This is a genomic window from Collinsella sp. An7, assembly GCF_002159335.1.
Classification (GTDB): Bacteria; Actinomycetota; Coriobacteriia; order Coriobacteriales; family Coriobacteriaceae; genus Coprousia.
This window is the reverse complement of sequence record NZ_NFHP01000001.1, coordinates 42,714-65,465: the sequence shown is the minus strand read 5'-3', so window position 1 is coordinate 65,465 and position 22,752 is coordinate 42,714. Positions and strand designations below refer to the sequence as shown.

Annotated in this window: 20 protein-coding genes; 4 read left to right on the top strand and 16 right to left on the bottom strand. The window is 65.9% G+C overall.

The window, feature by feature from the left end:
• Positions 1–94: 94 nt before the first annotated feature.
• On the bottom strand, positions 95–757 hold the full coding sequence (locus B5G20_RS00285; RefSeq protein WP_239286804.1) for a GNAT family N-acetyltransferase: 663 nt from the start codon (positions 755–757) through the stop codon (positions 95–97).
• Between the two features lie 157 nt (positions 758–914).
• On the opposite strand from B5G20_RS00285, the gene B5G20_RS00280 reads away from it, so the two are divergent.
• Positions 915–1,229 carry a type II toxin-antitoxin system RelB/DinJ family antitoxin gene (locus B5G20_RS00280; RefSeq protein WP_087353719.1) on the top strand — a complete coding sequence of 105 codons (315 nt, stop codon included), beginning with the start codon at positions 915–917 and terminating at the stop codon, positions 1,227–1,229.
• Positions 1,229–1,540, top strand: a complete 312-nt coding sequence (locus tag B5G20_RS00275) for a hypothetical protein (protein WP_239286803.1) — start codon at positions 1,229–1,231, stop codon at positions 1,538–1,540. Before B5G20_RS00280 ends, B5G20_RS00275 begins: the two co-directional genes overlap by 1 nt.
• A gap of 7 nt (positions 1,541–1,547) precedes the next feature.
• Here B5G20_RS00275 and B5G20_RS00270 read toward each other — a convergent pair whose 3' ends face one another.
• From B5G20_RS00270 to B5G20_RS00230, 9 genes are all read right to left on the bottom strand, one after another.
• A complete protein-coding gene (locus B5G20_RS00270) occupies positions 1,548–1,898 on the bottom strand; it encodes a DUF3784 domain-containing protein (protein ID WP_158094345.1) in 351 nt (116 codons plus the stop codon).
• Positions 1,899–1,984: 86 nt separating this feature from the next.
• On the bottom strand, positions 1,985–5,584 hold the full coding sequence (mfd, locus tag B5G20_RS00265; RefSeq protein WP_087353711.1) for a transcription-repair coupling factor: 3,600 nt from the start codon (positions 5,582–5,584) through the stop codon (positions 1,985–1,987).
• A 163-nt stretch (positions 5,585–5,747) separates the two neighbouring features.
• On the bottom strand, positions 5,748–6,029 hold the full coding sequence (locus B5G20_RS00260) for a helix-turn-helix domain-containing protein (protein WP_087353706.1): 282 nt from the start codon (positions 6,027–6,029) through the stop codon (positions 5,748–5,750).
• Positions 6,030–6,105: 76 nt separating this feature from the next.
• On the bottom strand, positions 6,106–8,427 hold the full coding sequence (locus tag B5G20_RS00255) for an InlB B-repeat-containing protein (RefSeq protein ID WP_087353702.1): 2,322 nt from the start codon (positions 8,425–8,427) through the stop codon (positions 6,106–6,108).
• 273 nt (positions 8,428–8,700) lie between these two features.
• The gene (locus B5G20_RS00250) at positions 8,701–9,312 is read right to left on the bottom strand and encodes a recombinase family protein (protein WP_087353700.1); all 612 of its coding nucleotides are present in this window, start codon (positions 9,310–9,312) and stop codon (positions 8,701–8,703) included.
• A 231-nt stretch (positions 9,313–9,543) separates the two neighbouring features.
• Positions 9,544–10,092, bottom strand: a complete 549-nt coding sequence (locus B5G20_RS00245; RefSeq protein ID WP_087353697.1) for a hypothetical protein — start codon at positions 10,090–10,092, stop codon at positions 9,544–9,546.
• A gap of 236 nt (positions 10,093–10,328) precedes the next feature.
• Entirely contained in the window at positions 10,329–11,006 is a 678-nt protein-coding gene (pyrE, locus tag B5G20_RS00240; RefSeq protein WP_087353693.1) for an orotate phosphoribosyltransferase, read from the bottom strand.
• 254 nt (positions 11,007–11,260) lie between these two features.
• Entirely contained in the window at positions 11,261–12,232 is a 972-nt protein-coding gene (locus B5G20_RS00235) for a nucleoside hydrolase (protein WP_087353690.1), read from the bottom strand.
• A 65-nt stretch (positions 12,233–12,297) separates the two neighbouring features.
• Positions 12,298–13,242 carry a ribokinase gene (locus tag B5G20_RS00230; protein ID WP_087353685.1) on the bottom strand — a complete coding sequence of 315 codons (945 nt, stop codon included), beginning with the start codon at positions 13,240–13,242 and terminating at the stop codon, positions 12,298–12,300.
• 364 nt (positions 13,243–13,606) lie between these two features.
• On the opposite strand from B5G20_RS00230, the gene B5G20_RS00225 reads away from it, so the two are divergent.
• Positions 13,607–14,233 (top strand): TetR/AcrR family transcriptional regulator, encoded by a 627-nt coding sequence (locus B5G20_RS00225; protein ID WP_087353682.1) that lies wholly within the window; start codon positions 13,607–13,609, stop codon positions 14,231–14,233.
• Positions 14,234–14,317: 84 nt separating this feature from the next.
• Here B5G20_RS00225 and B5G20_RS00220 read toward each other — a convergent pair whose 3' ends face one another.
• The 3 genes from B5G20_RS00220 to clpB form a co-directional block, all read right to left on the bottom strand.
• The gene (locus B5G20_RS00220; protein WP_239286802.1) at positions 14,318–14,536 is read right to left on the bottom strand and encodes a hypothetical protein; all 219 of its coding nucleotides are present in this window, start codon (positions 14,534–14,536) and stop codon (positions 14,318–14,320) included.
• A gap of 2 nt (positions 14,537–14,538) precedes the next feature.
• A complete protein-coding gene (locus tag B5G20_RS00215) occupies positions 14,539–15,225 on the bottom strand; it encodes an HAD family phosphatase (RefSeq protein WP_087353681.1) in 687 nt (228 codons plus the stop codon).
• Between the two features lie 613 nt (positions 15,226–15,838).
• Positions 15,839–18,466 (bottom strand): ATP-dependent chaperone ClpB, encoded by a 2,628-nt coding sequence (gene clpB, locus B5G20_RS00210; protein WP_087353678.1) that lies wholly within the window; start codon positions 18,464–18,466, stop codon positions 15,839–15,841.
• Positions 18,467–18,944: 478 nt separating this feature from the next.
• Between clpB and B5G20_RS00205 the strand changes: the two genes are divergently transcribed.
• Positions 18,945–19,280 (top strand): hypothetical protein, encoded by a 336-nt coding sequence (locus B5G20_RS00205; protein ID WP_087353676.1) that lies wholly within the window; start codon positions 18,945–18,947, stop codon positions 19,278–19,280.
• 63 nt (positions 19,281–19,343) lie between these two features.
• Here the strand turns inward: B5G20_RS00205 and B5G20_RS10240 are convergent, their stop codons facing one another.
• The 3 genes from B5G20_RS10240 to B5G20_RS10425 form a co-directional block, all read right to left on the bottom strand.
• Entirely contained in the window at positions 19,344–19,508 is a 165-nt protein-coding gene (locus B5G20_RS10240) for a hypothetical protein (RefSeq protein ID WP_158094344.1), read from the bottom strand.
• 73 nt (positions 19,509–19,581) lie between these two features.
• Positions 19,582–21,828: an alpha-galactosidase gene (locus B5G20_RS00200; RefSeq protein ID WP_087353673.1), complete on the bottom strand. Its 2,247-nt coding sequence runs from the start codon at positions 21,826–21,828 to the stop codon at positions 19,582–19,584.
• Positions 21,829–22,033: 205 nt separating this feature from the next.
• Entirely contained in the window at positions 22,034–22,699 is a 666-nt protein-coding gene (locus tag B5G20_RS10425; protein ID WP_204207602.1) for a cyclophilin-like fold protein, read from the bottom strand.
• Positions 22,700–22,752 lie beyond the last annotated feature (53 nt).

Genomic DNA, 22,752 nt, shown 5'->3' with positions numbered 1-22,752 from the left:
GCCCCCGCGTGACAAGGGGGACAGGTTGGATTGTCACGTGACAAATCAACCTGTCCCCGTTGTCACATGCCGGCTGAGGCGGAGGCTCCCGGTTCTATCCGATGCCGTAACGCTCACGCACTTGGTCGCGCACCTGCGGGAACGGAGTGATGGGCGGCTGGTCGCTGCGATGCTCCCCGATGTGCCGTTCCATCCAGATCATGTTCCACCAGCGGCCGTATTTAAAGCCGCACTGCCTAAACTCGCCCACTAGACGGTAGCCCATGCGCTCGTGAAAGCGCCAGCTGTCGTTGGTGAGGTGTTCGTCCTCCACGTCGGTCGTGGCGATGCAGGCCTCCATGTTGAGGATGCCCTGCGCGGCAAGGCAGCGCTCCATCGCATCATGCAGTGCACGGCCCACGCCGCCGCGGCGGCACGCGCGGTCGACGTAGATGGAGGTCTCGACCGCCCAGTCGTAGGCGGGACGCGCCTTAAAGGGGCTCACGTACATGTAGCCGACGATGCGGGCGCTAGCGTCGTGCGCGCCGGTATCCGTCTTTTCGGCAACAAGATAGGGGTAGCGCTCAAGGGTCTTTGCCATGCGGGCGCGAAACTCGTCGAACGTCGGGGGCTCGTACTCGAAGGTCACTGCCGTGTCGCGCACGTAGGGTACATAGATCTCATGGCAGCGAGCCGCGTCCGCAAGCGTCGCTACGCGGATGCGCAGCCCACTCGTCGGCACCGCCCGCTGCTCCGTGTCCCCCATCACGTCCGCCATCACTCCATCCTCCCGCCATCTGGGCATCTACCTGCTTATAGCAACTATAGCAAGCGTAGCAACTATAGCAAAAGGAGCAAGCGCCTCGGGAGCGTCATTCCGTTTGAATGCATGGGTATAATGGGTTTGCATGGCATTCCCATAGAAGGAGGTTCTCATGGCTCTCCTGCAGACCACCATTGATGACGATGTGAAGGCGCGCGCCGACAAGGTGTTCGCCCGCAGCGGCCTGACCTCGGCGATGGCGATGCGCGTCATGGTGACGCAGGTCGCCAACACCGGCATCAGCCCCTTCGACGGGCTGTTCCTCGGACCGACGGGCCAGCGATTCTCCGACGAGGTCCATCTCGCCATGCTCCGCGAGGAGGCCAAGGAGTACGGGCTCATCCCCGACGACGCGTTCGATGCGACGACGATGCCCGATGATGTCCTCGAGATGCTGGGCGTCGACGCCAGCGAGGTGGCGATCTGATGTGGCAGGTCAAGGCGACGAACGCCTTTTGGGAAACGGTGCGCCCGTTTAGGGACAAATATCCCCGGCGTGACTATCTCGCCATCATCAAGACGATCCGCGAAGCGATCCTCGAACTGCAGGAAAAGGGCCACATCGAAGAGACCGGCTGGGACGAGCACGTGCTCGCGCGCCAGCCGTTCGCCGATGGGAACCATTTCGAGTTCCACATCCACGATGACGACGTACTCGTCGTCTACTTCAAGCGCGAACGCCGCCACGTGATCCGCATGGTGGGCGTGTTCGACCACCGCTCGCTGCCGAGCTGCTGAGGTCCGCTCAGCGCTTGGGTCTGCGGAAGCAGCGCGTATTGGCATACCAGACCACGCCGCCAATGACAGAAACGAGCAAAAGTGCGCCCACCGTCCCCATGGTCGTCACGGCGCCCCTCGTCATCAGACCCTCCTGCGCGCACCAGCACGCCAGTGCCATTACGGTTGCGAAAACAGCACAGAAGACCATGAGGCAACCCACCGAGCGGCTGAGCCTCCTCTCATCGTACAGAGCGCGCTCCTCGGGAGTCGCCATATTGTACCCCGCCACCAGAAAGGCGCCCCGTCCGGTAAGCAGCACGATCGCCAGCGCTAGGCAAAGCACCGCGATAGCCGCACAGACAAATACTCCGGGCATCTCCGACCCCCTCATATCCGTAGACACGCATCGCTATTTCTATGTATCCATCCAATGCGCGGTTATTCAGCGCGTCGAAATGACAATCAGTCGTCATCCCCACTCGGTCCGAGTTGCTCGAGCACCTTGAGCGCCGCCGCCACGGGGCCCGCGGGGTCGTTGGCATCGAGCCCGCGGCCCACACCGGTACCTGACCCGGCACCTGCCTTGTAGGGCACCGAGAGCTTGCGGCTCTTGGGGAAATTGACGGCCGAGAGACGGCTCTTGAGGTCGAACGCCACTGTCTTGGGCACGTCGACGCCCTGGAACGTGAGGCGCCCCGCCGCAAGCGAGATGCTCTCCATCCCCAGACGGTCCGCCCGGATGCGCAGGCGCGCGCGGTCGAACAGGTTCTTGGCCGCGAGCGGCAGCGCGCCGAACTCCTCCTCGCAGGCCGCCTCAGCCGCATCGACCTCTGCCAAGGTCTCCGCCGCCGCAACCTTGCGGTACACCAGCACGCGCTTGTCGACAGCGGGCACGTACTCCTCGTCCAAGAAGAAGTCGGCCGGCAGGTTGATGGCAACCGTCGCCTGCTCGACCTCGCCGCCCTCGCCGCGCGCCTCGGCCACGGCCTGCCCCAGCATCTGGGTAAAGAGGTCAAAGCCCACGCTCGAGAGGTTGCCATGCTGCTCGGCGCCCACGAGCGAGCCGGCGCCGCGGATCTCGAGGTCGCGCATGGCGATGCGCATGCCGCTCCCCAGGTCCTGAAACTCCGCGAGCGCGGTCAGGCGCTCGGTGGCCTCGGGCGTGAGCGGAATCTCGCCGGGGAACATAAAGTACGCGTACGCCTGCGTAGCCGAGCGCCCTACACGGCCCTTGAGCTGGTAGAGCTGCGCCAGGCCCAGCCGCTGCGAGTCCTCGATGATGAGCGTGTTGGTGTGCGGGTTGTCGATGCCGCTCTCGATGATCGTGGTGGCCACGAGCACGTCGATCTTGCCCGTAGCGAACTCGATCATCACATCCTCGACCTCGCGCGCGCTCATCTTGCCGTGCGCCACGCCCACGCGCGCCTCGGGCGCCACCTCGTGCACACGGTCCACGGCGTCGTCGATGGTCTTAACACGGTTGGACACGTAATAGACCTGCCCGCCGCGCGAGAGCTCGAGACGGATGGCGGCGCTCACCACGTCGGGGTCGTACTCCCCCACGTGCACAATCACCGGGCGGCGCCCCGTGGGCGGCGTGGTGATGAGGCTCATGTCGCGCACGCCGCTGATCGCCATCTGCATGGTGCGCGGAATGGGCGTGGCCGAGAGCGTGAGCACGTCGATCTGCTCGCGCAGGTTCTTGAGCTGCTCTTTGTGCTGCACGCCGAAGCGCTGCTCCTCGTCGATGATCACGAGGCCGAGCTTTGCGGGGTTGACGTCGGCCGAGAGCAGACGGTGCGTGCCCACCAGTACGTCGACCTTGCCCTCGGCAAACGCCGCCAGGGCGCGCTTCTGCTGGGCCGGCGTGCGAAAGCGGCTGAGCACCTCAACCTCCACGCCAAACGGGGCGAAGCGCTCAAAGAACGTCTGGTAGTGCTGCTGCGCCAGGATGGTGGTGGGGCAGAGCACCATCACCTGCCGGCCGGAGTCGACGCACTTAAACGCCGCGCGCAGCGCCACCTCCGTCTTGCCAAAGCCCACGTCGCCGCAGAGCAGCCGGTCCATGGGCTTGGCCGACTCCATGTCGGCCTTGATGTCGTTGATGGCCTCCAGCTGGTCGTGCGTGGGCTCGTAGGGAAAGCTCGCCTCCATCTCGAGCTGCTCAGGCGTGTCGGGCGGGCAGGCAAAGCCGGTGATGGAGCTGCGACGCGTATAGAGGTCGACGAGGTCAAAGGCGAGCTTTTTGGCCGACTTGCGCGCCTTGGCCGTGGCGCGCGACCAGTCGGCGGTGTTGAGACGCGTGAGGCGCGGCTCATCACCGTCGGGGCCCACGTAGCGGGTGATGCGGTCGACCTGCTCGAGCGGCACGTAGAGCTTGTCGCCGCCGGCGTACTCCAGCAAGAAGTAATCGCGCTCCTTGCCCGCCACCTCCTGGCGCACAATAGCGGTAAAGTGCGCGATGCCGTGCGTGGCGTGGACCACGTAGTCGCCCGGTTTAAAGGGGAAGGTCACCTCGGTGATGTCCACGTGGCGGCGGGCGCTGCGGCCGCGACGGGCGTCGAGCCGGGCGTTGAGGTCGGCGATGGAAAAGACGGCGAGGTGCGCCTCGGGCACCACCACGCCCGACGGGAGCGCCAGATCGATAAAGGTCACGCGGCCGCGGGTGAGCGTGGGTACCGTATGGGTCATTTGGGGACGTGTTCCATCTGACCCATCCTCGATGGGGCGGGCATTGAGGCAGTCGGCATCGCGCTTGAGCAGCGTGACCGTTACCTCGCCCTCGCCCACCACACCCACGTTCTCGGGCGCGGCCTGGAGAGACTCCTCAAAGGGGATGGACTCATCGGTAAAGCTGAGCTCGAGCGACTCGCGCGCCCCGCGGTCGGGCGCGGCAAAGACCACGGCAAAGCGGTTGGAGACGCATTCGCGAATGCGCGTGATGAAGCGCGTGTCCGACCCGGCGATGGCCGGCTGCTCGATCTTGAGCTCGGCCGTTACCGCGCCGCCCGCACGGATGAGCGAGACGTAGTTGAGGCGCTGGCAGTGGCCAAAGTCGAGCTCGCGTGGGCTCACATAGAGCCCGTCCAGCCGGGCCACGCGGGCCTCACCGGCGCGGCGCTCGAGGTCCTCGTAGGCGCGCGAGCAGTCGTCAAAGAGCGAGCGCGGCTCCGAGAGCACCACAAGGGCGTTTTGCGCAACGTGCTCGAGCGGCGTGACCGTGCGCTCGTAGAGGAGCGGCAGAAAGCGGTCGAGCTCGGGCGTGGCCACGCGGGCCTCGGCAAGCTCCAACAAGGCGGCGAGCTCGGTGTCTTGCTGAGCGGGCTGGTAGAGGGCGGCGCGCAGGCGGCGCACCGCGTCATCGGTGAGGGCGAGCTCGCGGACGGGGTAGATGCGCACCTCCTGCTCGTCGCCGATGGTCTGGCCGGTAGAGGTGACCATGCGACGGATGCGGTCGATCTCGTCGCCAAAGAACTCGAGTCGCACCGGCTCGCGCCCTTGAGCGGGAAAGACGTCGACCGCGTCGCCATGCACCCGGAAGAGCCCCGGGGCGTCCGCAGCCTCGGAAGCGGTGTAGCCCATGCCCACCAGGCGACGCGGAACGTCATCAAAGGGGACCTCCTCCCCTACCGCAAAGCGGGCCTCCTGCCAATAACGGCTCTCGGGGCCGGGCACGCAACGCAGCAGCGCGCGAGCCGAGGCCACCATGACCACGGCCTCGCCGCGCGCGATGCGCCCGATGGCCTGGCAGCGCGCGGCCACCACGGCGTCATCGGGGTCGGCCTTGGCGCTCCAGGGAAGGTCGCGCCGCTCGGGATAGCGCACCACGCGCTCGAGCCCCAGGTAGGCGGCAAGCGCCCGGGCCGCGCGGTCGGCCGCCTCCTCGCCCGAGACCACATAGACCGTGGGCCGCGGCCGCCGCGCAAACTGCGCAGCGAGCAAAAGCGTTCGACCGGACTGCGAGACGGCGAGCGTCGCGTCTTGCCCGGCGTCGAGCGCCTCCTCAACGGTACGCGGGCCCTCGGCGGTAAACAGCTGTGCTGCGATGCGGTGGATGAGCATGCGGCGGCACCTTCCCACGACGAAAACCCGCCTGGAGCAGGGTCCGGGCGGGTAGTGACTTGCAATGGCTGTATCGTAGCACGGCGACGGCGCGCCGCCCCGACGGGGATTTGGGGGTCGTGCAAAACCCAGGTCGACGCGTCGGCGCGCCTCGCCCCGCCTGTCAGCCCCGTACGCGGTAGGCGTTGGCGAGCTGGCCGCCCGCCGAGTCGTAGCGCGGCACCGACTCGATCACGCCCTCGCGTCGGAGCCTGCGGATTGCCCGATCGATGGAGCGCGGCGAGCACTGCAGGGCCTGCGCCAGATCGTGCTTGGTATACGAGGCCGTGCCGATCTTCTGGTTGTCGCGCGCGATGATCTCGTACACGCGCTCGTACACAAACGCGTGCCGGTCGCCCTTGCGCACGCTCACGCCCTCGAGCGAAATCTCCTGTTGAGCTGCCATGTTTCACCACCTCGTGAGCAAAAAGCGGCTCCCCCGAACCACCAGGAGAGCCGCTCGCAACGTACGCTAGGCTGCCTTACTTGCGGCGCTTGCCAATGAAGGCGCCAATGCCTGCAACCGCGGCACCGAGCACGCCCGTGCCGGCCACCGCCACCGCAGCGATGTCGCCGGTCTGGGGCAGACCGTTCTCGTCGGTCGCCTCGTCTGCGGCCTGGGCGCCATCCTGCTCGTCGGCAGCGGGAGTCTCGGTGGACTCACCCGGCGTGGTCGGGGTCTCGCCCGGCTCCTCAGTACCCGGCTCGTCCGTACCCGGCTGCTCGTCGGCGTTCTCCTGCCACTTGGCATAGAGCGTCATGTCGGCAGTGATGGGGGTCGCAAAGTCGAACTCCTGCGTGAGCGCCGTGTCGCTGAACCATCCAAGGAACGTGTAACCCTCGCAGGTGGGGTCGGCCGGCTTGGCAACGGTCTTGCCGTCCTCGACCTCTACGACCTGGTTCTCGGTGGATTCGAGGCAGTCGTCGAAGGTCACCTTGTGGGTCTCGGTAGCCGGGGTCTCGATCTTCTCGTACGAGGCGTACACGTTGATGTCGCCCGAGATGATGTCGCTACCGAGGATCTTGTCGCCCGACTTCGTTACCCAGCCGGCGAAGATGTAGCCGTCCTTCTCGGGAACCTGAACGCCCTCGGCCAGCATGTCGGTGTACACGCTGAAGGGCTTGTCGCCCATGTTGGCGATGGTGCCAAGGCCCTTGCCGTCCTCATCGAAGAAGTTCACCGTGTGGACGGCGGCGTTCTTCTGATACGTTGCGTACACGTTGATGTCGCCGGCGATCACATCGCCCGCAAGGATGACGTCGCCCGACTTGGTCGCCCAGCCGGTGAAGGTGTAACCCTCCTTGTACGGAGCCTCGATACCGCTCTCGGCAAGCGTGTCGGTATACTCGCTAAACGGCAGCTCGCCGGACTTGGCAATCGTGGCCAGACCCTTGCCATCGGCATCAAAGAAGTTGATGGTGTGGGTCGCCGGAGCCTGCTTGAAGTTCACGTAGAGGTTTATCGTGCCCTGGATCACATCGGTCGGGAGCACGACGTCGCCCGACCTGGCGACCCACTCGATGGAGCAGCCGTCCTTGAACGGCACCTCGACGCCATCGGTCTCGTAGAGCGCATCGATGAAGTCCTGAAGCGGATGATCGCCCGCGAGCGCAATGGTGCAGAGGCCCTTGCCGTCCTGGTCAAAGAAGTTGACCGTGTAGATGGCGGGATTCTTCTCATACTGGGCGTACAGGTTCAGGTCGCCGGAGATCGTGTCGGTCGAAAGCACCGCGTCGCCCGACTTGGTCGCCCAGCCGGTGAAGGTGTAGCCCTCGACATAGGGGATCTCAACGCCCTCGGCGAGCCGATCCGTGTACGCAGAGAGCTGCTGGTCGCCAGCGAGGGCGATGGTGCCAAGGCCCTTGCCGTCCTTATCGAAGAAGTTCACGGTGTGGATGGCGTCCCAGCGCGCGTAGAGGTCAAGGTCACCCGCGACGATATCGCTCTCAAGCACCACATCCCCCGAGGCGGTCGTCCAGGTCAGGGCATGGCCCTCACGAGACGTATCGAACCCGCTCTGCTGGAGCATGCTGATGTACGCGCTCAGCGGCTGGTCACCCGATTTTGCAGTCGTGCAGACGCACTTGCCGTTCTCGTCGTAGAAGTTGACGGTATGGGTGGCCGCCTCCTGCTTCTTCGTGAAGACCGCCTTGACGGTGAGCGTATCTGGAGTCGCGGAGTCGCCGGAGTTGGTGATAACAAGGTTGTCGTCAACAGCGTTGCCGCTCTCGTCGACCCAACCCTGGAAGATGTACCCGTCCTTGAGCGTAGCCGTCGGGTAATCCTTCTCAAACTGATCAACGTACTCGCTGAAGCTCGAGCCCCAGTCGTTAGTCAGCGTGATGGTGTAGCACTGATCGTCTACATAGAAGTAGACCGTGCCGCTGGCCTGCTTCTCGTCCTCAGAGGGCTTATCGGTCCCGACGTACTTCCACACGGTCTCGAACGTCGAGTCCTCAATCACCACAAGACTGGACAGTTCGTTTGCGTGATACACGTTACCATCCGCGGCTTTCCAGCCAACAAACTCATAATCCTCGTACGTAGGGAGCTGCGGAATCTTATTGGCATCAACTTTTTCATTGCCGTCGGTCCGGTAATTCGAGTAATCAACCTGCGTGCCCGTCTTCGGATCGATTACGCTAAAACCAACAAAGTGGCCTTGCTGGTTGCCTTGGGCCGCCCGGACCGTACCATCCGTCGTTGCCGCAAACGCCGTGCTCACGGGCCCGACCACCGGGCTCAGGGCCAGCACGGCACCGAGGCCCGCTGTGATCGCAATGTGTTTGGTGTTGAATTTCATGCTTGCGCTTCCTCCTTGTGCCCTGCTACAAAAAGCAGACTTTTCTAACGCCGACAGGTACTTTCTCCGCTCTCCTTCCACCCGCTCGAATTCTCCCAGCTAACGCGATGTACGCGCAAGTGAGGGTAGGTCTCTCGCGAGCTTTAGGCAAGTCTAGCGCTCCTCTCAGAAAAAGTCTAGGTTTTTAGACAGTTTCTTCACGAAGCACTGCATCTGTAACAAAACCCGGCGGCGTTACCAACACCGTGCAGCGCACCAGCCGAGCCAGTCGCATCATGCGCAACCCGCCTCGTCTAACCACCGATTGAGCGTCATCCGGCACACATCCAGCCGCCGTGCCGCCTCGGACTTGCTCAGCTCGCCCGCCGCAACTGCCCGCAGCACTTCCTCGGCACCCACGGGCCGCTCCTTACGCGGGCGACCAAACCGTGCCCCACGGGCCCGTGCCGCCGCAATGCCCTCGGCCTGACGACGCCGGATGTTCTCGCGCTCAACCTGTGCCACATAACTCAGCAGCTGCAGCACCAAGTCGGAGATAAAGGCCCGGGTCACGTCGGCGTCACCCTCGCCGCCCATGCAGGTGCGCGTATCGAGCAGCGGCATGTCGAGCACCACGATATCCACGAGCCGCTCGCGCGTGAGGCGGCGCCACTGATCGATGATCTCCTCGTAGTTGCGGCCAAGCCGGTCGATACTCGTCACTACCACGAGGTCGCCCTCGCGCAGGCGACGCACGAGCCGCCGATAACGCGGCCGCTCAAACGTGGCGCCGGTGTAATAGTCAACATAGATGCGCTGGTCTTCAACGGGAAACGCCCGCAGCGCATCGAGCTGGCGGTCGACGTTCTGGTCGCGCGTCGATACGCGCGCATATCCGTAGTGCATGGCAACAATCCTCCTATCTGCAGTACCTGCGATAGCCAGATTGTTGCCCAACGGTTAGGGAGTGGGGTGCCATTTAGTTTGAACAAAAGGTGACAGCCAGGCGGGCGTTACAAAAAGCCGGGGCTGCGGCCGATACGCTCAGCCGCAGCCCCAGCATCAGCTTGGCTGCTTATGTTGCCGCTCGCTTAGCACGGCCGCCCGCGCCGCGAGTCCGCCCGCGGACCAGCCGCCCTACGACATCAGCGCGTTGAGGAGCTCGGTCTCGGCGCTGTCGTCGGCACTCCACTCGCCCTCGTCGTCCTGCGTGTAGGTAAAGGTGCAGTCGGTCGTCTTGGGCTCAACCGTGGCGGTTGCGTCTATGAGCATCTCGCCGGCCTTGTGATAGAGGTCCTCCTGGCTCGGCAGCTCCGACAGGTTAGAGAGGTAGTCGGCGTACTGCAGCTGGAACTCGTTCATGATGTCGCCCATCGACTTTACCGTGATCGACACGTTGGCGGTGGCGGTGGCGTCCTCGACGGTGATGTCGCCGATCTCGTAGTCAAATCCCTCGAGGAAGCTCTCGGCAAACGCACGCGGGTCCACACCGAGCGTGGCAAAGTCCTCGCCCGCGCTCTCCTCGATACCGTCCATGAGGTCGTCGCTACCGGCCTTGACCTCTTCAAACTGGGTGGTCAGGTCCTCGCGAATCATGTCCTCCGCCGACGGCCCACCACACGCGGTGAGCGCAACGAGGCACAGGGCAACAAAGGCGATAATCGGGGCAAACAGGCGCTTTTTCATGGGTCCTCCCCAAAACACGAGGGGCCCCGCCCCTCGGCCGGGCGGAGCGCCTCACCAACGTTGCCTTGAGTGTAGCTTAACCTGCGCAGGGCCGGCCGCTGAGGGGCGGACGGGTTGCCCAAGCGGGGCGTCGAGCTGGGCCAGCGGCGCGCGGCGTCGCGCAATCGGTACAAAGGGACAGGGGCTTTGTACCACGAAAATGGGTCAAAACGAACACGTCCCCAACTGACCCATTTCTAAGCGCCGTATTGCTCGTAGTAGGCGTCGAGCGCGGCCTTGATCGCGTCGTCGATCACCACGCGGCCGTCGACCTCGTGGTTGTAAAGCACCTCGATGACCTCGGCCATCGACACGATCGACGCCACGGGGAAACCGTACTTGGCCTCGATCTCTTTCTGCGCGGTGGTGACGCCGCCCTTGCCCACCTCCATGCGGTTGAGGCTCACGATGAGCCCCTTGACCTCAACGTTTGCCGCGGCCATGAGCTTGGGGTAGGTCTCGTCGATGGACTTGCCCGAGGTGGTGACGTCCTCCACCATGATCACGCGGTCGCCGTCGGCGAGCTCGTAACCGAGCATGCCGCCCTTGTCGGCGCCGTGGTCCTTAATCTCTTTGCGGTCGGAGCAGTAACGGACCTCCTTGCCGTAGAGGTCGTGCAGAGCGATGGCCGTGACCACCGCCAGCGGGATACCCTTGTACGCCGGACCGAAGACCACGTCAAAGTCGAGACCGAAGTTGTCGTGGATGGCGCGCGCGTAGAACTCGCCGAGGCGCTTGAGCTGCTCGCCCGTAACGTAGGCGCCGGCGTTCATAAAAAACGGGCTCTGGCGGCCGCTCTTGAGCGTGAACGACCCAAACTTGAGGACGTCGCTCTTGACCATGAACTCGATAAAGTCGCGCTTGTACCCCTCCATGAGGGCTCCTTTCTGTGATGTGCTCCCCGGACGGGGGTCGCCGCCCGCGCCGGGCCGGCAGGTCCCCTGCTCAAACAGTCCTCGCCTGCTCGCGCCCTGCGCGAGCAGCCTGCGGAACTCGCGTGGACCTACCGGCCCGGCGCGGGCGGCGACCCCCGGCGCAGCATCCCGAATCTCGCTAGCGGCATTATATATGGTGGGGCCGCTTTGCTGTTGCTTGGGTGGGACGCTGAGGTGACTTTGGACTCGAAGGGTTACTTGGCTGAGAGGGCTTGAAGCATGCGCTCTTTGAAGATCGTCTCGAAGCGCTCTAAGTCTACCTTGAGCGCTACTTCGGTGGTCTTGTGCGGGTCGGCCAGGCGCTCGGGGTCGCCGATGGTGCGGCCGCGGAAGGGGCCCTCGAGGTCGACCTTGAGGTTGGTCGCAAAGGTCTCCACCAGACTCGGGTCGAGCGCTACGGCCACTGCGAGCGGGTCGTGGAGCGCGCAGCCTCTGAGGTAGGGCGAGCGGCGCACGTAGAAGTCGATGTAGTAGCCCACGATCTGGGCGTACGCGTCCGCCGCGGGAGTGCCGAGCGCGCGCCAGCGGTCGAGCTCGGTCTGCGCGAGCTGCACCTGGTGCGTCACGTCGAGCCCCACCATCGTCACGGGCACGCCCGACCGAAAGACCGCGTCGGCCGCCTCGGGGTCGTTGGCGATATTGGCCTCGGCGCCCGGCGTCACGTTGCCCGGCTGTGTGAGGGCGCCGCCCATGAGCACGATCCGCCCAATGCGCCGCACGGCATCGGCGTCGCGCTCGAGCGCCAGCGCGAGGTTGGTGAGTGGGCCCGTCGGCACAAAGATGAGGTCCTCGCCGTAGCGCTTGGCCGCCTCGAGTAGAAAATCGACCGCCGCGTTGCCACCCGTCTCGGCCGCGCGCACCGGCTCGCGGCGAGACGCGGGCAGCTCGACCCCGCCCATGCCGTTGGTGCCGTGCACATCGACCATCGTCGTGTAGGGCTCGGTTGCGGCGAGCGCCCGGTCGGCGCCTTCCACCACCGGCACCTCCGGGTGACCGAGCAGCTCGAGCACTGCCAGGCAGTTGGCAACCGACTGCGCGCGCGGCACGTTGCCAAAGACGGTCGTCACCCCGATGAGCTCCGCCTCCGGGCTCGCCAGCGCGCAGGCGAGCGCCATCGCGTCGTCAATGCCCAGGTCGAGATCGAGTATCAGCCTCTTCGCTCCCATGGAACCTCCCTTGGTTTGTTTGATTTCCTCAAACGGGCGCGCTCGGCCGGCCGCCCGACGCTCCCCTACCGGCTCATCGCCCAGCGAATCACCTCGTCCCACGTGGGGATCGAAGGCTGCGCGCCCAGACGTGTCACCGCAAGCCCCGCAGCGAGCGAGGCCTGCATCATGCATTCAAACAGGGTCTCGCCCTCCGCGCGCGCGGCGGCAAACACGCCGATGTAGGTGTCGCCCGCGGCCGTGGTGTCCACCACCTCGCAGTCTTGCGCGGGCACCTGCATCAGCACGTCCTCGATGAGCGCCGCCGACCCCGCCCCGCCAAGCGTGATGACCGCCGTGCCGCCGGCCGTGAGCTGCTCGAGTGCACGGAGCGCCGCGGTGCACGAGGCGTCGTCCACCGGGAGGATCCCCGTCACGGCCTCGCACTCTGTCTCGTTAAGGCAGACGAGATCGACCTCTTGCCACGCCTCTGCCGGCAGCTGGCAGGCGGGCGCGGGGTTAAAGATGGTAAAGCAGCCGAGCCGGTGCGCGTGCACAAGCGCCTCGGCCGTGGCGGAAAGGTCGCACTCGCCCTGCGCCACAAAGACGCTTCCCATGCCGACCGCGCCGGCCGCCGCGAGCGCGTCGAGAGAGCGCACCGCATCCTCGCCCGTGCGCACGGTGTTTGCCCCGGCCGAAAGCACGATGCGGTTGTCGCCGCCGCTGCGCAGAATGGTCGCCGTGCCGGTTGGGATGTCTGCCAGGTGCTCGACATGCGTGCAGTCCACGCCCGCCGCCTCGAGCCCGCGCGTGAGCTCGTCGCCAAACGAGTCGGCTCCCACTGCGGCGATCATATAGGTCGCCACGCCCCGACGCGCTGCGGCAACCGCTTGGTTGCCACCCTTGCCGCCCGCCGCCGTAAAGAAATCGCTGCCCGCGATAGTCTCGCCCGCGCGGGGCATGCGCTCGCACGCCACCGACAGGTCCATGTTCATGCTGCCAAAAACCACCACGCTCTGCTGCCGCTTCATGGGGCACCTCCCAACGTGTCGCCCGGTCGCACGCCGCACCGTCGGCTTATCGCGCCTGCACGGCGCCCCGCGAAACCGGTCGTTGCTTCCATCTTACTCGCCGCACCGGCCGAGCCCGACACGCGTTCGGTGTGCGGTGGGTAGCTCACGCGCGCCCTCGCAAGCGCAAACGTTCGGCAGGCTGCAAGCGCCCGCAATCCCGCGAGCCCGGTGCACAGCGAGCGAACTTCCCTGCAATCCCCCTCGTTCCAGCCCTGTTCCCGAGTTTGTACGGCCCGCCTTATTGACGCCCCGAGCGCGGCGGAGCAAACTAAATGTATCGCTATGGCTTCTACGTGGGCGTTGCCGCTTTCGGGAGGTCACCATGGAACAGCAGGAGCGCACGCGCATCAGACATACCCGCGACGAGCGACGCGACGAGATTCTCCGCGCCGTTATCGCCGTTTGCGCCGAGCAGGGGCTCGCGCGCCTCTCGGTTTCGAGCGTCACCGCACGCGTCGGCTGCACCCGGTCGCTCTTCTACCACTATTTCCCCAGCAAAGAGGCAGCGTTTGACGCGGCGCTCGAGATGACCATCGACGCCTTTATCAACCGGCTGCGCACCTGGGATCGCCAGCGCGTACGCGGCGATATCGAGGGCGCGCTCGACGGCATCGCCGAGCTGCTTAAATCGCTCGTGGTCGACACCCAGGGCCTCTCGCGCTCCATTGCGCTCGACGGCGACGCCATGCTCTACACCGCCTTCGTCAACCGCGTCTCCGAGCGCTGTGCCCGGTTTATCTGCGAGAACACCGTTGTGGACTTTGCACGGCACCACGAGGTGCTGATCGACCACGTCTACGAGACGTTCTACGTGCTCATCAGCGGGCTCATCCTGTTTATCCGGTCAAACCCGAGCGTAGACACCGAGACCCTCAAGGACATCATCGCGAGCACGCTGCACATCGAGGGCTACACCGCCAAGTACGCCGACCGCCGGCCGGAGCGCTAACGGCACGCAGCGACCGCGGGGCGCGCAACGCGGTCTCGGGGCAAGCGCACCGGACGCCGATGGCGCGCGCCCTCACGCCGCCAGCTAGTCCCAAGGGTCCCGCTCAAAGAGCGGCTCGGGCTCGGGCCGGCGATCCGAATACGGGTCGTAGCCGTCGTCGTCCTCGTTCTCCGCGCGGATAAACGGATCGCGCGGGCGTGCGGGCGACGGGCGTCCCGCCCGGGCTCGACTCGCCCCCTGCAGTGCGTCACCGGTCTGTGAGCTCACCGCATCCCGCTCCACCCGCTCGTTCTCCACCGACACGATTACGCCCCCTCCACCGAGAGACGACCGGCGGCCTCCGGGCCCAAGATGTGGGCGGGCAGCTCGTGCAGGCTGTCGAGCACCGCCGCGCACCGCTCCATGAGGTCGGGCGTGGGCGTGGCCCACTCGGGCACGAGGTAGGTGCGCATGCCGGCGGCAACGGCTGCGCGGGCACCGTTGACGGAATCCTCCACAGCCGCGCAGGCCACAGGATCCACGGCAAGGCGCGCCGCAGCTTTGAGGTAGATGTCGGGCTCAGGCTTGGCGCGCTCGATCTCGTCGCCGAAGGTCATGGACGAGAAGTACGGCACCATGCCAAAACGCTCGAGCGTGAGGATCGCGTGCTCGCGCGCCGTCGAGGTGGCAAGCGCGAGCGTCACGCCCGCCTCGCTGAGCGCCGAGAGCGCCTCGAGCGCGCCGGGGCAGGGCTCGAGCGCCTCGTCCTCAATCTCAAAGAACAGATCGCGCTGATGGGCAAAGAGCCGATCGGTGAGCGCCGGGTCGCCAAACTCCTCGTTGATCATGGTGCGGGCGTTGCCGATACTGCACCCCACAAAGTCGTGCCAGATGCGCTCGGGCACTTCGAGTCCCAGGTCGGCGGCGGCGCGGCGCCACGCGGTCTGGCTCACGCGCTCGGTGTCCACGAGCGTGCCGTCCATGTCAAAGATCACGGCTGCGAGGTCGTTCATCTGCGGGTACTCCTTGCTCAAGATTGCAAGCCGGCATACAGCCCGGCATTGTATCCCATTAACCACCCACTCGCGCGCCCCAGCCGCAATCTGGTGCACCCGGGCGCGCGATGGCGCCGTCCGCGGCAAAATCGGGCAGACCGGGCGCCTTCTAGGGGGTCAGAATAAAAACCTCGCGCCAATGTAAGGATGGAATCGGGGTTTGCGAAGTAGACCGTTTTTGCGCGACGCTTCTACCTGCACGTTTTCTGAGCGCAAGTGCCGGTCTACTCGAGAAGTCGCCATTCCATCCTTACATTGGCGCGAGGTTTTGATAGTGACCCCCTATCGCATGCTGCGACACCGTGAAAATGGCCGCGTCACCGGCTCCTCCGCGTCCCCTCCCCCCACTCTGCCGCACACAAATATTGCCGTTCACTCAGTGCATGAGCAAAATCGGCCGCGATTTTGCTGTTTAGGTGAGTGAACGGCAAAACAGCAGGCTGCATGCGGGCAGGCAGGCGAGGCCGCCGCCTGCGCGCTCGCGACAAAACAGCCGCGGCGGCCCCGGCATACACCGGAGCCGCCGCGCGGGAATGACTCAAAACAACCCCGTCCCCAAACGAGTCAGTGCCTATGCCTCGGGGACCTCGTAGGTCGGGGCCGGGCCGGTGGCGTCGTCCACCACAAAGAACGCGCCGTCGGTATCCACATCCACCGTCACCTGGTCGCCCTCGCGCACCCGGCCGTCGATGATGGCCTTGGCGATCACGTCGACCACCTCGGTCTGGATGAGGCGCTTCAGCGGGCGCGCACCGTACACCGGGTCGAGGCCGCCCACCGCAAGCATCTGCTTGGCACCCGGGGTGATCTGAAGCGTCATGCGCTCCTTGGCCAGACGTGCACGCACGTCGGCGAGCTGGATGTCCACGATCTGCTCGATCTGCGCCATGCCCAGCGGATGGAAGACCACGATGTCATCGATACGGTTCAGGAACTCCGGGCGGAACGTTGCGCGCATGGCCTCGTCCACCTGGCGCTTCATCTCCTCGTTGTCCTTGCCCGAGAGCTCCGCGATGGCGGTGGAGCCCACGTTGGACGTCATGATGATGATCGTATTCTTAAAGCTCACCTGACGCCCCTGACCGTCGGTCAGGCGCCCATCGTCGAGCACCTGCAGCAGCACGTTAAAGACGTCCGGGTGCGCCTTCTCCATCTCATCCAGCAAGATGACGCTGTACGGACGGCGCCGCACCGCCTCGGTGAGCTGGCCGCCCTCCTCGTAGCCCACGTATCCCGGAGGCGCGCCGATGAGGCGCTGGACCGAGAACTTCTCCATGTACTCCGACATGTCGATGCGCACGAGCGCGCGCTCGTCGTCAAAGAGGCACGTCGCGAGCGCCTTGGCGAGCTCGGTCTTGCCCACGCCGGTCGGCCCCAAGAAGAAGAAGCTGCCGATGGGCTTGTCCGGGTCCGCCAGGCCGGCACGGCTGCGGCGCACAGCCGCGGCCACGGCCGAGACCGCCTCGTCCTGGCCGATGACACGCTTGTGCAGCTCGTCCTCAAGATCGCGGAGCTTCTCGAGCTCGCCCTGCATCATCTTGCTCACGGGCACGCCGGTCCACGCGCTCACGACCTCGGCGATCTCGTCGGAGGTCACCTGCTCGTTAAGGCCCGCGCCGTCCTCCTCGCGCTGGGCGGCAAGCTCGTCCTCGGCCTGCTTGATGGCCTGCTCGAGCTGCGGGATCTTGGCGTAGCGCAGCTCCGAGGCGCGCGCGAGGTCGCCGTCGCGGGTGGCGCGCTGCTCCTCGCTGCGGGCGTCGTCGAGCTCGGCCTTCATGTCCTGCACGCGGTCGATGGCATTCTTCTGGTTGAGCCAGCCGGCCTTCTGCACGTTGAGCTTCTCCTGGGTCTCGGCGATCTCTTGCCGCAGAGCCTCGAGCCGCTCGGCGGAGGCCTCGTCGGTCTCCTTCATGAGCGCCTGCTCCTCGATCTGCATCTGCGTGAGCCTGCGCTGCGTCTGGTCGATCTCCACCGGCATGGAGTCGAGCTCCATGCGCAGGCGGCTCGCCGCCTCGTCCACCAGGTCGATGGCCTTGTCGGGCAGGAAGCGGTCGGCGATGTAGCGGTCGGAGAGGTCGGCGGCAGCCACGAGGGCGCCGTCGGTGATGTGCACGCCGTGGAAGATCTCGTACTTCTCCTTGAGGCCACGCAGGATCGAGATGGTGTCCTCGACGCTCGGCTCCGAGACCATGACGGTCTGGAAGCGGCGGGCGAGCGCAGCGTCCTTCTCGATGTACTTGCGGTACTCGTCGAGCGTGGTGGCGCCGATGGCGTGCAGGTCGCCGCGGGCGAGCGCCGGCTTGAGGATGTTACCGGCGTCCATGGAGCCCTCGGTTGCGCCCGCGCCCACGATGGTGTGCAGCTCGTCGATGAAGAGGATGACCTTGCCGTCGGCCTTCTCGACCTCCTTGAGCACGGCCTTGAGACGGTCCTCAAACTCGCCACGGTACTTGGCGCCGGCCACGAGCGCGCTCATGTCGAGCTCAATGAGGTCGCGGTCGCGCAGGGTCGTGGGCACGTCGCCCGCAACGATGCGCTGGGCGATGCCCTCAACGATGGCGGTCTTGCCCACGCCCGGCTCACCGATGAGCACAGGGTTGTTCTTGGTGCGGCGGCTGAGCACCTGGATGGTGCGGCGGATCTCGTCGGTACGACCGATGACTGGGTCGAGCTTGCCGGCGCGCGCGAGGTCGCAGATGTTGCGGCCGTACTGCTCGAGCGCCTCGTACTGCGGCTTAGCGTCAGCCGAGGTCACGCGGTCGTCGCCGCGGAGCTCCTCGTAAACCTCCTCGACGCGCTGGGGCGTTACGCCTGCGTCCTTGAGCACGCGGCCCGCCTCGCCCTTATCCTCGGCGAGCGCCATGAGCAGGTGCTCGGTGATGACGAAGTTGTCCTCCATCTTGCTCGCGAGCTTCTCGGCGCGCTCGAGCGTGCGCACAAGATCGCGCGAAAGCCCCAGCTCGGTGCCGTCGCCCGTGACCTTGGGCGCGCGGTCGATTACGTCCTGCGCGGCGCGCGCGAGCTGCTGCGGGTCGGCGCCGATGCGCTCAACGATGACGGAAATGTTGCGCTCGCCGCTCGTAAGCAGCGCGGCGAGCAGGTGGATGGGCTCGACTGCCCCGGCCTGCGCGTCGCCCGCGATGCCAATAGCGGTCTGCAGCGCCTCCCGGGAAGTCATAGCCAGCTTGTCGATTCTCATGGAATCACCTCTCTTGCAGTGGCCGAGCCCGACGGGCATCTGGACCTCGCGGTGCTCGGCCTGCCGCCCTACGGGGCAGCATTCGTCTAGTCGAGAGATATTGTTTCCCCGTTAGCTGGCTCTTATACCAAATCTAAGTCTCTACATATAAGATTTTCTAAGTGCGATAGATGGGGAGATACCAACCCACCGGCTGGCGGACGCCGCGCGGTGGGTGGTGGGCGACGGGTGGTTGTCTGTGATGGGCGGCTGCCGCGCGGTGGGTGGTGGGAGGTTACCGTGGTGGGCGGTGGGTGGTTGCCCGCGCGGCCTGCATGGTGCCCCCACGGTACAACGGGACAGGAGCAATGTACCGGGCAGGGGCAAGGCAGCAGTTTGCTTCGCAGTTTGCTCCAAATCGTCTTATCATTCGTTAATGCGGGCTCGCGCGGCGTGGAGGTTACTACTGCCACGTTCGACCCCTCGCCCCGGGAGCCCCATGACCAACCGCGAATTCTTTGAGCAGGTGCTCCGCCTCACCAACACCAAGACGCTCGACGCCCTCGACGCAGCCAGCGTTATCCGCTCCTTCCGCGCCGGCGAGCTCATCCTGCGCGCGGGTCTACACCGACCAGCTGCACGAGGCCTTCAACCGCCATTGGCAGATCAAGCAGATGGTCTCGCAGCACACGGCAACCGAGCGGCACCGCTGGTTTCTTGGCGCCTTCCCGAGCTCGATGGGGTTGCCAAAGACCGCACCATCGCGTCGTTTCTGGGCATGACGCCCGTAACGCTCACCCGCATCAAGCGGACCGTCCGAGGCGAGCAGCCGTAACCGAGATCTGCGGCGGAGGTGCCAATCGTTTTAACCCCGTCCCAAAATCATTTCCGGGCTGTCCTATTTCGCGGAGCGCTCCTCGTCGTGCTCGCGAAGGGCCGCGAGGACCGCCTTCTTGATCACAAAGTAGGCCACAACCGCCGCCACGGCCAGCTCAATGAGGGGGATAACAAACGTCCCCGCGATAATCAGTAGCTCCGTCCCACTCAGCATCGTCCCGTGCATGGCTTCCCCTTTCTCCTCGCCAACTGACAGGCACCATGTCCCCGTCCCTTTGTACCGGGGCACCGCGGACGGCCTAGACGCGCTCGAGCACAAAGATCCTCGAGATAAAGTCGCCGCGGCCCGAGAAATTCTGCCCGCACGACTCGTCCGTGAGGTTGAGGCCGATGCGCATGAGCTCCGCACCCGACACGCTGCGGCGGTAGAGCGCCGCCTCGCCCTCCGGCACGCCCTGCTCGCGCACCGTGTAGCGCGCCTCGGGGTCGAGCCCGGCCAGCCGCACCTGGCGGCGCCCGGCGTTGACCTCCTGCAGCACGCGGTAGTACGCCACGATGGCCTCGCGGGCGCCCTCGCCCACCACCATCCATGCGCATTCGTTGCCGCGCCCGGCAAACGGGCTCCGCAGCCGGTAGAACTCGCCAAACTGGATGAGCCCGCGGTAGCGTTTCATAAACACCACCTGCGCGCGCACGGCCTCGCGCTCCTCCGCCGTAAACGCCGTGGCGTCGAGCTCGTAGCCAAACGTGCCAAAGTACGCCACGTCGGCGCGCATCTTGAGCGGCGTCTGCCTAAAAACCTGGTGGTTGGGCACAGCCGACACATGGCTGCCCATTGAGCTCAGCGGGTAGGCGAGCGACGTGCCCCACTGGATCCGCAGGCGCTCGACGGCGTCGGTGTCGTCGCTCGTCCACGCCTGCGGCGCATAGAAGAGCATGCCGGGGTCAAAGCGCCCGCCGCCGCCCGCGCACGACTCAAAGAGAATCTGCGGGAAGCGTTCGCCAAGGCGCCGGTAGAGCTCGTACACGCCCAGGATAAACGCGTGCCGCACGCTCCCCTGCCGCTCCGCGCCCGCCGTCTGCGAGAACACGTCGGCAAACGAGCGGTTCATGTCCCACTTGATGTAGGAGATGTTGGCCGACCCGATAACGGCGCTCAGACGGTCGGTGAGGTAGTCCACCACCGCAGGGTTGGAGAGGTCGAGCACGTACTGGTGGCGGCTCGGGCGCAACGGCTGGCCGGGCGCGTGCAGCACCCACTCGGGGTGCTCGACCCACATGCGAGTGCCCGGGCTCACCATCTCGGGCTCGATCCACAGGCCAAAGTCCATGCCGAGCCCGTTGATGCGCTCGGCCAGCCCGCCGAGCCCGTGCGGCAGCTTGGCGTAGTCAACCTCCCAGTCGCCCAGACCGGCGGTGTCGTCGTTGCGGTTGGTAAACCATCCGTCGTCGAGCACAAAGAGCTCGATGCCCAGGTCGGCCGCGGCACGCGCCACCTCAACGAGCTTGTCCTCCGTAAAGTCGAAGTACGTGGCCTCCCAGTTGTTGATGAGGATGGGGCGCAGGCGGTCGCGCCAAGCGCCGCGGGAGAGCCGGCTGCGAAAGACCCGGTGGAGCGCGCGCGACATGGCGCCCAGGCCGCCTGCGCTGTAGACGCCGAGCACCTCGGGCGTCTGGAACGCCTCACCCGGAGCGAGCGGCCAGCTAAAGCCCTCGGGGTTGATGCCCGCCGCGACGCGCGTCGTCCCGTAGGCGTCAACGTCGACGAGCATGCGGTGGTTGCCGCTGTAGACGAGGCTAAAACCGTACGCCTCGCCCGTCTCCTCGGTGGTCTCGGGGCGGACGAGTGCCAAGAAGGGGTTGAACTGGTGGCTCGAATGGCCGCGCAGCGAGTAGACGCCCTGGGCGCCGGGGCGGAGCGGCGTGCGCACCTCATGGCGTTCGCGCGACCACGAGCCGGCAAGCTCCACGAGCTCAAAGCGGTCGTCGCCCGGGCAGAAGGTGCCGCTCAGCGCCGTCTCGACCGTGAGCGCGGCCGTGCCGGTGTTGCGGATGCGGGCGCTGCGGGCGATGACCGGCTCGTGCGCGAACACGGTGTAGACGAGGTCCACGGCAAGGCCCGTCACGTCGTCGGCGAGCGTGAGGGTGAGCGTATCGGCCTCGGACGGGTCCTCGACGTAGGTGGCGGGCAGCCCCTCGAGCGCAGGCTTGCCGCGCTCGACCGTGTGGCCCCGATAGACGAGGTTGAGGACGTTGCAGCCGCTCGCGGTGCGCACGTCGAGCGCGGGCGGGCGCATGTCGTCCGCTCCCACAAAGGGGTACTCGCCGCTCAGGTGCTCAAAGCTGACGAGCTCGCACTCGGCCGAGGCGCCCACCGACGAGGGCATCCAGCACTCGGTGACGAGATAGCTAAAATCCTCCTCGTCGGGCACGCGCGCGCCGTAGTACAGCTGGAAGGGGTAGCCCTCCACCAGCGCAAAAATGTAGCTTAGGTCGTTATTGTAGAGGTGGAACGTTCCGGTAGCTTCGTGCACGCTGATGGGCATGGCGGGCCTCCTTGGGGGCGAACGGTGGCTCGGGACGCGAGCGGCGAGGCGCGGCGGGCGCCTTGCCGCCATGATACAACGATGACGCATTCTGGAACGGGGCTGTTTTGCGTCATCTGCCCGGCACAAAATGGGTCAGATGGAACACGCCCCCAAATGACCCACCGCCGGGCATGACGCGGCAGGGGCGTGATTGCCCCTGCCGTTAAGACCAGGAGACGGTAACGTCGCCGCCGCCCAGCGCCTCGGCCAGGCCCGACGGGTCGTCCACGTGGCCCACGGGCGTATAGCTGTAACTGGTCTGAAAGGTCTCGTAAAAGAGCACGAGACAGCTATCGCCAAAGAGCATGACGTCGCCGGCGTGGATGGTCTCCGGGCGCGAGGCCGCCGTGGGCAGGGGGTCGTCCAGATAGGCGTACTTCTCGTTGCCGTTGAGCTCGCTCATCGCGAGCGTGAGCGGCAGCCGCGCCGCCAGCTCGCGCGCCGCCGCCGTATCCTCCAGCGTCACCGCAAAGGCGGCGCCGTCCACCGTGAGCGTTAGCTTGCCTGCCATGGTTTCCTCCTCGGTTGTTGCGGGATCTGCCTCGGTTGTTGTGGGGTTTTGCCCGGCGGCCGCAGGGTCTTCCTCGGTTGCTGTGGACTCCTCGCCGCCCGCCGCAGCGTCCTCGTCACCCGCGCCGTTCAGCGCCTCAATGACCCGCGCGTCGGGCACGGGCCGCTCCTCCTCGGGGGCCCAGCGTCGGTAGAGGGGCTCACGCGTAACGAGCGCCACAAAGCAGACAATGGTCACGATCGCCAGCACCACGATGCCGGCGATGCGCCCGGCGCGCTGCAGGCAACCCTGCTGCTCCGGCGCCTTCTGCTCGTTCACGGTACACTCCCCTCGTCCCGGTACAATGTCCCTGTCCCTTTGTGCCGTTACCG